10 protein-coding genes are annotated in these 15,957 nt (G+C 41.8%); 7 read left to right on the forward strand and 3 right to left on the reverse strand.

Features of this window, described 5'->3' with window-relative positions; all coding sequences use genetic code 11:
• Positions 1-6 precede the first annotated feature (6 nt).
• The 7 genes from ACSFVZ_RS02930 to ACSFVZ_RS02960 all read left to right on the forward strand — a co-directional run bounded on the left by ACSFVZ_RS02930 (position 7) and on the right by ACSFVZ_RS02960 (position 10,520).
• Positions 7-3,180, forward strand: a complete 3,174-nt coding sequence (locus ACSFVZ_RS02930; RefSeq protein ID WP_235382361.1) for an efflux RND transporter permease subunit — start codon at positions 7-9, stop codon at positions 3,178-3,180.
• Between the two features lie 106 nt (positions 3,181-3,286).
• On the forward strand, positions 3,287-3,880 hold the full coding sequence (locus ACSFVZ_RS02935; protein ID WP_199526593.1) for a PilZ domain-containing protein: 594 nt from the start codon (positions 3,287-3,289) through the stop codon (positions 3,878-3,880).
• An 84-nt stretch (positions 3,881-3,964) separates the two neighbouring features.
• On the forward strand, positions 3,965-5,023 hold the full coding sequence (locus tag ACSFVZ_RS02940) for an agmatine deiminase family protein (RefSeq protein WP_435558060.1): 1,059 nt from the start codon (positions 3,965-3,967) through the stop codon (positions 5,021-5,023).
• The gene (locus ACSFVZ_RS02945; RefSeq protein ID WP_435558061.1) at positions 5,016-5,909 is read left to right on the forward strand and encodes a carbon-nitrogen hydrolase; all 894 of its coding nucleotides are present in this window, start codon (positions 5,016-5,018) and stop codon (positions 5,907-5,909) included. Before ACSFVZ_RS02940 ends, ACSFVZ_RS02945 begins: the two co-directional genes overlap by 8 nt.
• Before the next feature lie 29 nt (positions 5,910-5,938).
• Entirely contained in the window at positions 5,939-9,412 is a 3,474-nt protein-coding gene (mfd, locus tag ACSFVZ_RS02950; RefSeq protein WP_435558062.1) for a transcription-repair coupling factor, read from the forward strand.
• Positions 9,412-10,245: a CsiV family protein gene (locus ACSFVZ_RS02955; RefSeq protein WP_435558063.1), complete on the forward strand. Its 834-nt coding sequence runs from the start codon at positions 9,412-9,414 to the stop codon at positions 10,243-10,245. The genes mfd and ACSFVZ_RS02955 overlap by 1 nt, the downstream gene beginning before the upstream one ends.
• An 11-nt stretch (positions 10,246-10,256) precedes the next feature.
• Positions 10,257-10,520, forward strand: coding sequence for an outer membrane protein assembly factor BamE (locus ACSFVZ_RS02960; RefSeq protein ID WP_135924299.1), 264 nt, complete (start codon positions 10,257-10,259; stop codon positions 10,518-10,520).
• Between the two features lie 37 nt (positions 10,521-10,557).
• On the opposite strand, the gene ACSFVZ_RS02965 is transcribed toward ACSFVZ_RS02960, so the two are convergent.
• From ACSFVZ_RS02965 to ACSFVZ_RS02975, 3 genes are all read right to left on the reverse strand, one after another.
• Positions 10,558-11,919: a hypothetical protein gene (locus ACSFVZ_RS02965; protein ID WP_138558547.1), complete on the reverse strand. Its 1,362-nt coding sequence runs from the start codon at positions 11,917-11,919 to the stop codon at positions 10,558-10,560.
• Between the two features lie 106 nt (positions 11,920-12,025).
• Complete coding sequence (locus ACSFVZ_RS02970) at positions 12,026-14,617, reverse strand: TonB-dependent receptor (RefSeq protein WP_135924297.1); 2,592 nt, start codon at positions 14,615-14,617, stop codon at positions 12,026-12,028.
• Between the two features lie 586 nt (positions 14,618-15,203).
• Positions 15,204-15,620: a hypothetical protein gene (locus tag ACSFVZ_RS02975; RefSeq protein WP_435558064.1), complete on the reverse strand. Its 417-nt coding sequence runs from the start codon at positions 15,618-15,620 to the stop codon at positions 15,204-15,206.
• Positions 15,621-15,957 lie beyond the last annotated feature (337 nt).

Genomic DNA, 15,957 nt, shown 5'->3' on the forward strand with positions numbered 1-15,957 from the left:
AGTCTTATGTTTTCTCGTTACTTTATAGACAGACCCATTTTTGCGTTTGTTATATCTATTGTTATTGTGCTTGCGGGCCTTGCTGCGATGCGTAGCTTACCAGTTGCGCAATACCCTGAAATAGCACCACCGGTTGTACAAGTCACCGCGGCCTACCCTGGCGCATCTGCAGGAGTACTCGAACAAACCGTTGCTACACCGATAGAAAATGCCATTACCGGTGTTGAAGGCATGATGTATATGTCATCAACATCAACCAGTGCTGGCTCAACCACAATCGAAGTTACTTTTGAAATTGGCACTGATGTCGACCAAGCCGCTGTAAACGTAAATAACCGTGTAAAACAGGTTGAAGCACGTTTACCTGAGGAAACACGCCGCCAAGGTGTCGTGGTTCAAAAAGGCTCTTCTAGCTTTTTACAAGTGCATGCCTTTTACTCACCAGATGGTACACGCTCGAGTTTATGGACATCTAACTATGTCACTATGAACGTGCTTGATCGTATTAAACGAATTCCTGGTACAACGAGTGTACAAATTTTTGGTGCTAAAGATTATGCTATGCGCATTTGGCTACGCCCTGATGTTATGAGCCAATTAGGGGTTACGGTTGAAGAAATTGCCGGCGCAATCCGCGTACAAAACTCGCAATATGCCGCAGGTAAAATTGGTGCCACACCTACTACGCAATCTCCACAAGAGCTTGTTTATAGTGTTACAGCACAAGGCCGTTTATCTGAGCCTGAGCAGTTTGAAAACATCATTATTCGTTCAAATACTGACGGCAGTAGCTTACGCTTAAAAGACGTTGCCCGCGTTGAGCTCGGTTCGAAGGATTACAACTTCAAAGGGACGATTAACGGTAAAGAAGCGGTACTGTTAGGTATCTTCTTGCAACCTGGTGCTAACGCCCTTGATGTAGCCGAAGAAGTAAACAGTGTTATTGAAGAAATGAAAAGCCAGTTCCCTACCGGTCTTGCTCATTTAACGTCATACGACACAACCCGCTTTGTTGAAGTATCAATTCGTGAAGTTGTTAAAACACTGCTTGAAGCCATGGTATTGGTATTCTTAGTGGTGTATTTATTCTTACAAAACTGGCGCGCGACCCTAATACCGACCCTTGCAGTGCCAGTGTCACTATTAGGTACATTTGCTGGCATGTATATGCTGGGTTACTCAATTAACTCACTCACCTTATTCGGTATGGTGCTCTCTATTGGTATTGTTGTTGATGATGCCATCGTGGTACTTGAAAACGTTGAACGTATTATGCACGAAGAAGGCCTAGGTGCTCGAGAAGCTGCCGTTAAAGCCATGGGCGAAGTAAGTGGCCCTGTAGTGGCAATTGTTTTAGTACTTTGCTCTGTGTTTGTGCCAATTGCATTTTTAGGTGGCTTAACCGGTGAGTTATTCCGCCAGTTCGCAATTACTATTTCGATTGCTGTAAGTTTATCAGGTGTGGTTGCCTTAACTATGACGCCAGCTCTTTGTGTGCTTATTTTAAAACAAGAACACAAACAAACCGCCCGTTTTTTCTTATGGTTTAACGACATGTTTACCAAGATCACCGGCCGTTATGTAGGTGCTGTTGGTTTTATGGTGCGCCGTGGTCTGTTAGGTGTGATCTTAATGACGGGTATGGTTGCTGCTACAATTGGCCTTTGGCAAAATACGCCTGGTTCACTTGTACCAGATGAAGACCAAGGTTATTACATCTCTGCCATCTTCTTACCTGATGGGTCATCACTTGAGCGCACCGAGCAAGTAACACAGCAAGTTGTAAAAGCCGTACAATCAAACCCAGCTAACGAAAACGTGGTGGCGTTTACAGGTTTTGACTTTATTGGCGGTGGTTACAAAAACAGTGCTGCAACCTTATTCGTGACTCAAAAGCACTGGGATGAGCGTGAAGTTGATACCAAAGCGCTAGTACAAGAGCTCTTCATGAAAACAGCGGGTATTAAAGAGGCGCTTGTACTTGCCTTTAACCCTCCTGCTATTTTTGGTTTAGGTAATACTGGTGGTTTTGAATTCTACATTCAAAACAAAGGTGACAGTGACCCAGATAAACTACAACATGCAATGCAGTTGATGACAGCTGAAGCACAAAAAAGCCCTATCATCAGTGGCTTGCAAACACTTTGGCGCCCTGATGCACCACAGCTACGTGTTGATGTTGACCGTGAGCAAGCGCGTGCTATGGGTGTCGAAATTGATGACGCGTTCACTGCCCTTGCGGGTAACTTAGGGACTTATTACGTTAACGACTTCAATAAGTTTGGTCGCGCATGGCAAGTACTAATGTCTGCAGACGCTGAATTTAGAATGAAGCCTGATGACATTGGTCGTATCTATGTTAAAAACAACCAAGGTACTATGGTGCCGCTCTCAGCCTTTACCACAATTGAGTATAGCCGTGGCCCTGAAAACCTTAACCGTTATAACAACTTACCAGCAGTTAAACTGATGGGTAATGCAGCACCTGGTTACAGCTCGGGTCAAGCCATTGCTGAGGTAGAACGTATTGCACAAGCAGTACTACCACCTAATATGACCTACGAATGGACAGGCTCTGCATTCCAAGAAAAACGCAGTTCAGGTACCACGGGCATTGCCTTAGGTCTTGCTGTGATCATGGTGTTTTTGATTCTAGCAGCTCTTTATGAGCGTTGGTCACTACCGCTGTCTGTCATGCTTGCACTGCCATTTGGTACATTTGGTGCGCTTATAGCAGTATGGGTTGTCGGTATGACAAACGATGTGTATTTCCAAATTGGTCTTGTCACACTACTTGGTCTTGCCAGCAAAAACGCGATTCTTATCGTTGAATACGCCTTGATGAAACATCAACAAGGTTGGAGCGCAAGTACTGCTGCACTTGAAGCTGCACGTTTACGTTTTAGACCAATTATTATGACCTCTCTAGCCTTCATTTTAGGTGTTGTGCCATTAGTACTGAGCTCTGGTGCAGGTGCGGGAGCTCGTCATAGTGTTGGTACGGGTGTTATGGGCGGTATGATGGCTGCAACATTCCTTGCGGTATTCTTTGTGCCACTGTTCTTTTATTGGTTAACGGCGCGTAAGTTAACTGAAAAACGCTCAAGACAAGAGCTTGCTGATGAGATAGCAAAACATCACCAGCAAGAACATGTCAAAACCCAAGAGGGTAACCTGTAAAAAATGAAGGGCAAACAATGAGTTTGCCCTTTTTTTTTGATTATTTGATTACTAGCAATTTACTGCTTCGAGCGCTAGTATTAAGGAAAGATGTGTGGAGTGCAGCATGAATAATCAAAAATTAGCCGAATTTGAACAATTTTTTCAAATCAACGAGAGCAATCGCGTCAATTTATACGCCGTTGAACCTGAAGCTGTGCCAAAAACCAATGCTGAACTCGAAGCTGATATCCCCGCTTTATTTAAACTTGCTAACGAAGTAAATGAGCTTGAGCAAGCAACCTTACGCCCGCTTAGAAACCTAGGTGATGTTGCACAAGAACTAGCACTTTTTTTACAAGCACAATCACGTAAAATTGATTTAATTATGAGCCATATTTTAGCCTCTGAACAACCAGAAGATGACGCTAACTATTGCGATAGCTATGGCGGTGGCGGTGTAAAATTAACCTCATCAGAAGTATATGAACTTGGACAGACATTTCGCACTAAATTATTCTTACAACACGAAGCATCTGCCATTTATTGCTATACCGAATTAGTCGCCATTGAAAAATGTGATGATGACAAATACCAATATACCTTATTGTTTACGGCGATTCGTGATGCTGACCAAGATTTAGTCGTAAGAGCGGCCTTACATGCCCAAACTCGCCAACTAAAAAAACGTCAGCAAGAAAACAATTCGCCAGACAGTTAAAAATCACGCTTTATCGCGCACAAAAAGCTGACATCTATGGCTAAAATGCTAAACTAGCCCCACCTTAGTTTGTTTATTACCTTCATGAAATTTAGACTTTTACCTGAATGGGCTGAGCAAGATGCTGTTATGCTTACTTGGCCACACCAAGATACTGATTGGGCTGCAAATTTAACGGCTGTAGAGCCTGTGTATGTGGCACTTTGCCAAGCAATAAGCCAGCAACAAGATGTTGTGATTGTGGCCCATGATAATGCCCTTAAAGCACATATTGTCGGATTACTTGAAACCGCAAATGTTGATGCTAAGCGCATTCACTTTGTGGTGACACCCTGTAACGATACTTGGGCACGCGACCATGGCCCATTAACCTGTGCGAATATTGATGACGCAACAGAATTAAAAGTAATGGATTTTATTTTTAATGGTTGGGGCAATAAATTTGCAAGCGAACTTGATAACCAAATTAACCAAGTGCTTGTAAAGCAAGTTGCAAACCCTAAAAATGGTTATCAGCAAAGCGAACTGGTTCTTGAAGGCGGCGGCGTCGAAATCAACGAGCACGGTGTGCTACTGACTACAAGCGAGTGCTTGTTAAATCCAAATCGTAACCCAGAACTTACAAAAGCAGATATAGAAAAAACGCTAGTTGAGCAACTTGGCGCTACGTCTTTCCTTTGGATTGACCACGGCTACCTTGCTGGTGATGATACCGACAGCCATATTGATACACTGGTACGTTTTGCACCAAACAACACCCTTGTATATGTACAGTGTGATGATAAAAATGATGAGCATTTTGCTGCCCTTGATGCAATGGAAAAGCAACTGCAATCATTTAAAACAGCAGATGGTGAAAACTACACGCTGATTGCCTTACCTTGGCCAAAAGCAGTGTTCAATGAAGATGGTGACAGACTCCCTGCCACATACGCTAATTATTTAATTATCAATAAAACCGTTTTAGTACCAATTTATGGTGATGAAAACGACCAACTTGCGCTTGGTCAGGTTGGCAAAGCATACCCAGATCATACTGTGGTTGGTATTAATTGTGTGCCAATTATCCACCAATTTGGCAGCTTACACTGTATTACAATGCAATTACCGCGCGGCTTTTTAGCAGGAACAAACAATGACTAAACCAACGCATTTAAAGGTTGCTCTTGTTCAGCAATCAAACACCGATAATGCACAAGACAATATGGCAAAATCTATTGCTGGTATTCGTGATGCAGCAAGCCAAGGCGCAAAGCTTATTGTTCTTCAAGAGCTGCACCGTAGTTTGTATTTTTGCCAAACCGAAGATGTAGACGTTTTTGATTTAGCAGAAACAATTCCGGGCCCAAGCACAGACACCTTAGGCGCACTCGCTAAAGAATTAAATGTGGTGATCGTGTCATCATTATTCGAAAAGCGTGCCACAGGTCTTTATCACAACACCGCTGTGGTTCTAGAAGCTGACGGCAGTATTGCCGGCAAATACCGTAAAATGCATATTCCTGATGACCCAGGTTTTTACGAGAAATTTTACTTCACACCGGGTGATTTAGGTTTTCAGCCTATTCAAACCTCTGTTGGCAAATTAGGCGTGTTGGTGTGTTGGGATCAATGGTTCCCTGAGGCTGCACGCTTAATGGCAATGGCCGGTGCTGAAATTTTAATTTACCCAACAGCCATTGGCTGGGATCCGCGTGATGAAAAAGACGAACAAACACGTCAAAAAGACGCGTGGGTTATTTCACAACGCGCTCATGCAGTTGCCAACGGTGTACCGGTGATCAGCTGTAACCGTGTTGGTCACGAAAGTGATCCAAGCGGTCAAAGCGAAGGTATTCAGTTCTGGGGTAACTCGTTTATCGCGGGCCCTCAAGGTGAAATCTTAGCCGAAGCTAACAACAGTGATGAGCAATTATTGGTTGTTGAATTAGACCAAGCGCGTAGTGAAAACATTCGTCGAATTTGGCCTTACCTTCGTGATCGTCGTATCGATCACTATCAGGACTTAACCAAGATTTATCGAGACTAAGCAGTAAAAACAGTTTAAAGGAGTAGTAAATGGCGTTTGCGCAATGGGCAGCATTGCCTTGGGTAAAATCTGAAAAAGATAAAATTCAATGGGGACAACTTACCGGTAGCGGGCTTAGCATCGCCATCGCAGAAGGTGTAAAACAACACAACGAGCTGGTTGTGATTGTCACCCCAGATACGCCAAGCGCCCTACGCCTTGAAACTGAACTCGAATTTCTATTGCCTGAAAACCCAGTCATGGTCTTCCCTGACTGGGAAACTCTACCTTATGATCATTTTTCGCCGCATCAAGATATTATTTCTGCACGCCTTGCCACCTTAAATACATTAAAAAAAGAACAACAAAGCGTATTAATCGTGCCAGTATCAACCTTGATGCTACGTACAGCCCCTGCTTCGTTTATTTACGGTTCAACCCTTAACTTTAAAGTGGGCGATACCTTAGATACCCATACACTGCGTGAAAACCTTGAGCAAGCGGGCTATTTACATGTACAACAAGTGATGGAGCATGGTGAATACGCTATCCGTGGTTCTATCGTTGACTTATACCCTATGGGTAGCCCACACCCATTCCGTTTAGACTTTTTTGATGATGAGCTCGACAGCATTCGTTTATTTGATGTTGAAAGCCAACGCTCTGATGAAAAAGTCGACAAAATTGAGTTACTGCCAGCTCACGAGTTTCCAACTAACGACTCAGACATCGAGCGTTTTCGTATCAATTATCGTGAACAATTTGGCGCAAGTTCTGAGCAAGACTCAATTTATATGCAGGTTACCAAAGGAACTTGGCCTGCCGGTATCGAATATTACATGCCACTGTTTTTTGATGGACTGGCGACTATCTTCGATTACTTACCAAGCAATACGACGTTTATGCATTTTGGCGATATTGAACATGCTGCTGAGCAATTTTGGCACGATGTAAATGTTCGCTACGAAAATCGCCGTGTTGATCCTCTTAGACCACTACTTGAGCCAATTAAGCTCTATCAAAGTGTTAATGAGCTGTTTGGTGAATTTGGTAAATACGCACGTATTCGTTTATCACAAGCCAAATTAGGCACCAAAGCAGGCCATACAAACCTTGCCAGTAAAGAGCTGCCAAATGTACGTATAGATCATAAGTTACATGAACCGTATCAAGGTTTAATAAACTATGTTGCTAGCGAGAAAAAACAAAAAGGCCGCGTGCTGCTCTCGGTTGAATCGGATGGCCGCCGCGAATCATTACTGACATTATTAAAACCAAGTGGTTTAAAGCTCAAAGAGTTTGAAACTTTTAGCGATTTTACCAATAGTTCGAGCGATGTTGGCCTCATCGTTTCGCCACTTGAACAAAGTGTGGTGTTAGACGGTAAACCGCGTTTAACCATTATCACAGAACAAGAATTATTAGGTATTAAGGTATCGCAGCGTCGACGCCGTAAACACAAATACGAAGCCAGCCAAGATGCGCTTATTCGTAACCTTGCTGAGCTACGAGAAGGCCAGCCAATTGTGCACCTTGACCACGGTGTAGGCCGCTATCAGGGGCTTGAAACCATCGATGCTGCCGGTGTTATCACCGAGTTTGTTACCATCATTTACGCCAACGAAGCGAAGCTTTACGTACCTGTTTCAGCGTTACATATGCTGAGCCGCTATTCTGGTGGCGAAGAAGCCTCTGCCCCGCTCCATAAATTAGGCTCCGATGCGTGGGAAAAAGCTAAAAAACGTGCTGCCGAAAAAGTTCGTGATGTGGCTGCTGAGCTATTAGATATTTACGCAAAGCGCCAAGCAAAACCGGGTAACCAATTTAAGCTTGATGGCAGTGCATATCGTCAGTTTAGCGATAGCTTCCCATTTGAAGAAACCGACGATCAACGCAACGCCATTGAGTCTGTTCTTGGTGATATGCAAAGTAAACAAGCGATGGACCGTTTGGTGTGTGGTGACGTTGGCTTTGGTAAAACTGAAGTTGCAATGCGCGCAGCCTTTGTGGCCGTTAACGATAACAAGCAAGTTGCGGTGCTGGTACCAACAACACTGCTTGCTCAGCAACATTATGAAAACTTTAAAGATCGTTTTGCCGATTTACCAATTGAAGTTGGTGTTTTATCACGCTTTAATTCTACAAAAGAGCAAAAAGATACCCTAGATAAAATGGCTGAGGGTAAATTAGATATCGTTATTGGTACACACAAGCTTATTCAACAAGATATAAAATTTAAAGATTTGGGCTTATTAATTGTTGATGAAGAGCACCGCTTTGGTGTGCGTCAAAAAGAAAAAATCAAAGCATTACGTGCCGATGTTGATATTTTAACACTTACAGCAACCCCTATCCCACGTACCTTAAACATGGCAATGAGTGGTATGCGTGACCTGTCAATTATTGCCACACCACCTGCAAAACGTTTAGCGGTTAAAACCTTTGTTAGACAAAGGGATGCAGAACTAATTCGCGAAGCAATCCTGCGTGAAATTAAACGCGGTGGTCAGGTGTATTTCTTACATAATAATGTTGAAACTATCGACCGTGTTGCTGAAGAAATCAGTGAATGGGTACCCGAAGCCAGTGTTACAACGGCACATGGCCAAATGCGAGAACGCGAGCTTGAGCAAATTATGAGTGATTTTTATCACCAAAAATATAATGTCATTGTGTGTACCACCATTATCGAAACCGGTATCGATGTACCCACTGCCAACACCATTATTATGGATAGAGCAGATAAGCTGGGGCTGGCCCAACTACATCAGTTACGAGGGCGTGTTGGCCGAAGCCACCACCAAGCGTATGCATACCTTCTAACAGGTAATCCTAAGTCGTTAACCAAAGACGCTGTAAAACGTTTAGAAGCGATAGAATCGCTTGAAGATCTAGGCGCTGGCTTTGCACTTGCTACCCATGATTTAGAGATTCGTGGTGCGGGGGAATTACTTGGTGACGACCAATCAGGGCAAATGCAAACCATTGGTTTTAGTTTGTATATGGAAATGCTTGAGCAAGCCGTTAACGCATTAAAAGAGGGCAAAGAGCCAACCCTTGAGAATCTACTAGGTCAACAGACTGAGGTTGATTTGAAACTACCAGCCTTATTACCTGAAGATTATATTCATGATGTAAATGCTCGTTTAGGAATCTATAAACGCATTGCAAGCTGTGCTAACCTCAACGATATGGACGAATTACAGGTAGAGCTAATAGACCGCTTTGGTCTGCTACCTGATGCCACTAAAAACTTATTTAGTTTGCAGCAATTAAAACTGCAAGCAAGCAATATTGGCATTAAGAAAATTGAAGCAAATCCGAAAGGCGGTTATTTTGAGTTTAGCCAGCATACAAAGGTTAACCCTAGCTTCATTATAGGTTTGATACAAAGTGCACCACAGGTGTATAAAATGGATGGCGCGAATAAATTGCGCTTTGCGATTAGTGAGGCAAACCCTCACGAACGCTTAAAAATGGTCACTGCAATGATTGCAGATTTCGAGAAAAAGGTTAGCCATTAATGTTGTTAAGAAATAGTTTTTTGTTGCTGTGTTGCTTATTTACAAGCTCATCGTTTGCAACGAGATGGTTTGAAATTGAAGTACTTATCTATAAACAACGCCCAGCTCCTTATTTACAAGAAGATTTTTCTTTAAAGCATGATGAGATTACTGCTAAGCGCGAAAAAGATCTGCTTACTCCAGCTTATACAGCGCAAGCCAGAGAAGAGTGCTTAAATGGCGACAGTCGATTTCAGTCTACGACATTTGCAGATGCTATTATTACCTCGAATCCCCACTCTAACGTGTGCGATGAAAGTGTTGATTATTTATCTAGTTATGACGAATTACCCGTGACACCCGTAGTCGAAGCTCGCGACGACACGGATGAAATTTATCTACTCGCGCCCGAGCAGCTACAGTTTATCGAACAAAAAAAGCAACTAGATCGTAAAGGTCTCACGCCGATACTTCACACAGGTTGGCGTTTTCCTGAAATGAGCGAAAGTAAAGCCCCCAGTATTAGATTGTTTTCAGGTGATCATTTTTCACAAGCGCTCGATAGCCAAGCAACTACTGATAATGACTTTATTAATCTAGTTAGCCCGGTACAGCAATATATTCCCGAACAGTTACAAACGATACCGAAGTGGGAATTAGAAGGCTTGATGAAAATATACGTTCGCCATTACCTGTTTATTCATGCTGATTTTGATATTAGTCAGCGTTTAGAGAGTGGCGACTATGAAAAAGCACGTTTTTCACAATTTAAGCGTGTAATAAGTAATGAAATTCATTATTTCGATCACCCTCGCATGGGGATGATTGTACAAATAAGACGTTATAACCATTAATGGAAACTATTATGAAAAAATATATGGCAATTGCTGCTGCAACGGTAGCGCTTACTTTAGCTGGCTGTTCAAAAGTTAACTTAGAAAACTATGAAAAAATTAAAATCGGTATGGATAAAGCTGAAGTTGAAGCGATTTTAGGCTCAGCGGATAAGTGCGAAGAAAAAACACTTCATACTAATTGTATTTGGGGTAGCAAAGACAAAAATATCGAAATTACATTAGTTTCAGATAAAGTGTCGCTGTACAGCAAAACAGGTTTAGACGCTAAATAAACCTACCAGGGTGGTAATGTACCACCCTCGTTTCTCTTTATTTAACTGACGTCGAATATATCCTTTCAATATTAACAATTTTGCTGCGATTTAAGGTGATTTTGTAGCGCTGCATCAGTGTTTTTTCATCGTTTTGTGAAAAAACTAATACCATATTTAGTTGATACCTACGCTCAACTGCTTGCTTAGATATTTTATTGCTTTCAAGATGATAAAGTTTGCCTTCACCGCGTTTTAAATAACGTGCGAATGGCGCTAAACTAAATTGCATCGTTTGTTGTAGGGTATCGTAACCCGGTAAAAACTCTTTAGCATTAACGTGTGTTTCACTAGCAAAATGTAACCATTGAGAAGCTTGCTTGTTCTGATGGCGACGCTTAGAGAATATTTGTCTAACCTCTTTGGGGATACGCTTAAAAGCTTCGTATTCTAGCCAAATATACTGACTAGCAATGCGGTCTTTAGTGATACTATTTCTAAATTGAAAACGCCATTTTGGCCGCCCTCTTACTATTGCTCGCCATATAACGCGGGTAATATCCTCTTTGAATATCTCTCGCAGCCCATAAATTACACCTAAAATCAAAATTAAGGTTGCAGTTACCTCAGTAAAGGTTGAACGGGCGTTTAACACAACTAACATTACAAAGGCCATGATAACAGCCGTTACAGATCCCTTCACAATGCGCTTTAAATAGCTATTCAAATGTCGGGTATGACGAGTTAAAACCACACCATGTTCAATCAAACGTTGTAACAGGCGCATTTTATTAGTGATTCGATTGGCATCTTCAAGGGTTGATTGCGAGTTATATTCCTGCTCGTCACGGTAACTATTTTCAGTTTTACAAAACTCTAAAAGCTCGCTGCGCTCTTTTGCAAAATCGCTACTGCGTGGCCCTTCGTCTAGTAACTTTAAAAATGACTGTTCAACATGCCAACTTAAATAGTTATCGGCATTTTTATAAAATGGCAGTAGTTTTTCATCATCTGGTGTGTAACGTCTCAGCTTTTTAAGCAGCCCTTTGGTTTGCTCACATAATTCAATGGCTGCAGGGTAAAACTCTTCAGCTTCTTGATATTTTAAGGTGTCTTTAATATCAGCATTAAGCGCTAAACGAACTTGGTAGCAATATAAGTTTAAATTTTGTCGATAATCTTGCTGCTCACCTTTGTTTTTACTAACAAAGCGACTTCTCACCAAGGGTAAATGAATATTGTTGGCGTTATAAGCTAAATGTGATTTGAAATGGTTATTAAAAAATGACTCTTCACTAAGTGTTTGTGGATTAACACTCATCTCATTAGGGATTGAGAAATACAGATCTAAGCGCTGCTCTGCACGGGGAGTGAGTTCAGGCTCAATAATAAAAGATAGGTTTTCGTCTTGTTTAAGCAATATCACCTCGTTTGTTAAAAGTACCTCTACAGTTTACGCGTTGATAAGCTTTCAGACAATAAAAAAGCCCCGTAAAACGGGGCTTTAATAATCATTTCAAACTAGATTAGAACTTAACGTTCACACCAGCGAAGAAACGACGACCTAGTACATCGTATGTGTACGGGTCAGTGTTTGAGTCATTGTTACCTGAGTAGTAAGGTGCTTGCTTATCGAATAAGTTGTTAACACCTGCAGAGAATGACACTGTGTCGTTCATGATGTATGAACCACTGATGTCGTGGTATACAACAGTACCAACGCTTGGTACTAGACACTCGCTGTCGTCAGCAAGACATGCATAGCTGTCTAGGCCGTCGATCATACGTGCTTGGTATTGTGCATCCCAGTTGTCGCCAGACGCGTTAAGAGTGAAGTTAGACTTAACTTTCGCGTAGCTACCGATACCAGAAGTTACAAGACCTGTGTAATCGATTGTGCTTGTGCCTGAATCAACGATGTACTCATCAAGGATAGTTACATCAAGACCTGTGCGCCAGTTAAGACCTGCAGCTTCAAATGCATACTTGAAGTTTACGTCGTAACCTTTAGTCGATTCGTTACCAATGTTTTGTAATTGGTTGTTGAAGCTAATACGACCAGTGCTTTGGTTGAAGTTGATTGCAGAAGACTGACAAAGTGCAGTATCTTGGTTTTTGTATGAACCTGTAGCAGCGTCAAGACAGTTCTCAACGATGTATTGGTTGTTTACGCTTGAAATTGAGTTTTCGATTTCGATTTCATAGTAGTCAACAGTCATTGAGAAACCATCTAACCACTCTGGAGCGTATACGAAACCAGCTGTTACTGTATCAGCAAGCTCTGGCGTTAATTGGTCATTACCACCCACAGTTACTTCAGCTTGGTCTTGTGCACCAGGGAAGTTAACTTGTTCGAATGAAGGTGATTTACCTTGGTAAAGCTCAGATACTGTAGGAGCACGGAATGCAGTTGAACGAACAGCACGTAGCATTAGTTCGTCGTTTACACGCCAAGTTAAACCTAGTTTCCAAGTCTCATCTGAACCAAATGTGCTGTAGTCAAATGCACGTACAGCTGCGCTTAAGTCAACCATTTGTGCAAATGGTGCATCAGCTAGAAGTGGAACAGCAAATTCTACGTATGCTTCGTTAACGTCGAAACGACCACCTGTTGGTTCAACACGTGGGTCATTTGCAAGACCTTGTGAAGTTAGTGAATCTGGAACGTACCATGCTTTTTCTTCACGACGCTCGATACCCGCTGCGAAACCAACGTAACCAGCAGGAAGTTCCATTACTTCACCATTAAGGCCAGCAGAAAGAACTAATAATTGGCTACCACCTGAGTTGTTTTCAGTGTAGTTGTACTGTGCAAGGTTGCCAGCAGACCAGTCAGCTTGGTTTAGTGGGTTAAACTCACCTTCACCGATTGCATCTTGGATTGAACCCATGTTTAGAAGGTTTGTTGCACGGTCAACTGAATCGTTACGACCGAATACTACTGAAGTATCCCAGCCCCAACCGTTGTCGAATGAACCGTCTAGACCGATTACTGCACGTACTGTGTCAACAACTTGCTCATAACCGCGAGGACCTACGTCTGTCATACGACGACCGTAAGAGATATCTTCTCCGTCAGCAACACCATGAGAAAGAAGTGAATCACCCATAGTTTCTGCATCGTATTTGAAGTCAAACCATACTGGCTGTGGAGCCATTTGTTGAGTTGACCAACGCTTAGAGTAAGTGAATTCAGACACTAGACGCGTTTCATCAGTTACGTCAAAGTGGCCGATACCTGTAAGGTTTAAACGACGCATTGGCGTGTATAGGTAGCTTGTTGCTGAGTAGTTGTATGCATCACCAGCAGCAGTAAAATCATGCCAACCACCATCTGCTTGACCTTGAAGGTCTGCATTTTCAGCCCAAACGTGGCCGAAAGGTGTATAAGAAGAACCACCACAGTAGAAGCTACCGTTGTCGTAATCTTCTTCGATAGGACAATCAGAGAAATCACGATCTGCTTGAGAAGCATCGCCACGGTCAGTGTATTGTAAACCGATTACAACGTTACCACGGTCAAAGCTTGAACCCATTGTGATATCGAAAGACGTTTCGTCTGCATCGCCTTCACCAGTGATAGCACCGTTAAGGTTCATGTCTAGACCTTCGAAGTCGTCTTTTAAGATGATATTAACAACACCCGCTACCGCGTCAGTACCGTATACAGCAGATGCGCCGTCTTTTAGTACTTCAACTTGCTTGATCATTGATACTGGGATTGTGTTTAAGTCAACAGTAGATGCTGCACCAGTACCAGAGTTGATCATACGACGACCATTTACTAGTACTAGAGTACGTTGTGCACCAAGACCACGTAGGTCAACACGTGCGTTACCACCTGAACCGTTGTTAACAGCAGGGTTAGTCATTGCACCGCTTGCTGCAGTCATTTTTTGTAAAACGCCATCGATGCTTGATGCACCCATTGCTTTGATGTCATCTGCACCAATTAATGTTACAGGACTAGACGTCTCCATATCGGTACGCTTAATGCGAGAACCTGTAACTTGAATCTTTTCGATTGAATCTGCCGCATCTTCAGCAGCTAATACTTGCATGCTTGAGAACATTGGGATTGCTGATACAACAGCTAAACCAAGAATTGATTTTTTCATGTGAAAACCCTACTTGTTGGAAATTTACCTTAGTTAGGTAGCGCTCGTTATTATTCGAATCACGAGTCAGCGGCAGGCAACTTAGGCTCAGTTAACTGAACGAAAACTGAATGATAGAACAATAAAAAAACATCCTAAATTTCTAGTTTCCAATTGGGGTAATAAGGTTTCACGATGTATCAATGTTAACAGAAAAAAACACTATAAAATCAGTTTTCTACAATACTTTACAACCAAAAAAAATACGATTGAAATCAATTGCACGAACTTTGTAATCAAGTGTAACTAAGGCCGTATTGAGGCTACAAATGAAATTTTTACAACTTGATCACACATCGTTATAAAAACCGTAAAAGCTTGGTAAGACTGCTAACCATAGTTATTCACTAAAATTAACTAATTAGACAAAGTTAGTCGGTTAATCGCTGTATTGGAGGATGTTTTTTTAGATTTGTTCCAAAACTTTGTGGTTTTCTTGGAATAAGTTAGTTAAATGGCGTCGTTATGTATGAAAACTAATTTGATGGTGTGTATCACTTAGTCAAATAAACAGTTACTTGGTGATACACATATAAATGTTGCGGTATTAAGGTTGGATAGAATCGAAATAATAAAAAAGCGTGTGTGTTTTGTTACTAGCGTCTTGATAGGTCACGGTCATCTTCCATGTCATGACGGGTTCTGAACACGCCCCTACCATTGTATTAGCAGTCCATATTTGTTCAGTGTTAGTAAACTGAACTGGGATGAACCCCATATACATAGTTACACCTTCAAGTTTAGCTGAGGGATTTTTGGCATCATCTGGCAAATTCAAGTTAATTGTAAAAGGGGTTTCTGGGCTAACTTTAGAATTACTTAACCAAACTTCTACATTATTAGTAAATTGACATCGGCTATTATTTTCACAGCTTGTACTTGCGCTACCCTCTTCTATACTTTGGTAATCACACGCAGCAGTAAAAATACTGATCAGGAAAACTGGGAGTAAACTAATTCTCACTTTCTTTGCCTGTATAAAATAAAAGCGGATACTAGTCAGGTCATAGATAAAAGACAACTATGCTCGATGGAATAAGCTAATAAAAATACAATCACTGACAAAAAATAACCAACAAAACATCAAAAATTGATTGATGTCATAATTTTATGCAATTGACCTATCTTTTTAAGGTCAAAAATTTTATCATTTCCATCGCAAAAATAAGGGTTTCTCGAGTTTGTTTTCTGAAGCTAACACCTTTTAGCTAGCTTTAGGTAACACACTTGTGAAGTAATAGTAGGCCCCACTTTTATCAAGTGGGTAATTCATTTCTAAAACGCATTAATTGCAGCGGAAG

It is taken from the genome of Pseudoalteromonas nanhaiensis, from assembly GCF_051235485.1.
GTDB lineage: Bacteria > Pseudomonadota > Gammaproteobacteria > Enterobacterales > Alteromonadaceae > Pseudoalteromonas > Pseudoalteromonas lipolytica_C.

What these genes read in the sequence shown, in the direction of transcription:
- ACSFVZ_RS02945 (WP_435558061.1), top strand. Translation starts at nt 5,016, where the DNA reads ATGACTAAACCAACGCATTTAAAGGTTGCTCTTGTTCAGCAATCAAAC.
- mfd (WP_435558062.1), top strand. Translation starts at nt 5,939, where the DNA reads ATGGCGTTTGCGCAATGGGCAGCATTGCCTTGGGTAAAATCTGAAAAA.
- ACSFVZ_RS02930 (WP_235382361.1), top strand. Translation starts at nt 7, where the DNA reads ATGTTTTCTCGTTACTTTATAGACAGACCCATTTTTGCGTTTGTTATA.
- ACSFVZ_RS02970 (WP_135924297.1), bottom strand. Translation starts at nt 14,617, where the DNA reads ATGAAAAAATCAATTCTTGGTTTAGCTGTTGTATCAGCAATCCCAATG.
- ACSFVZ_RS02935 (WP_199526593.1), top strand. Translation starts at nt 3,287, where the DNA reads ATGAATAATCAAAAATTAGCCGAATTTGAACAATTTTTTCAAATCAAC.
- ACSFVZ_RS02960 (WP_135924299.1), top strand. Translation starts at nt 10,257, where the DNA reads ATGAAAAAATATATGGCAATTGCTGCTGCAACGGTAGCGCTTACTTTA.
- ACSFVZ_RS02955 (WP_435558063.1), top strand. Translation starts at nt 9,412, where the DNA reads ATGTTGTTAAGAAATAGTTTTTTGTTGCTGTGTTGCTTATTTACAAGC.
- ACSFVZ_RS02940 (WP_435558060.1), top strand. Translation starts at nt 3,965, where the DNA reads ATGAAATTTAGACTTTTACCTGAATGGGCTGAGCAAGATGCTGTTATG.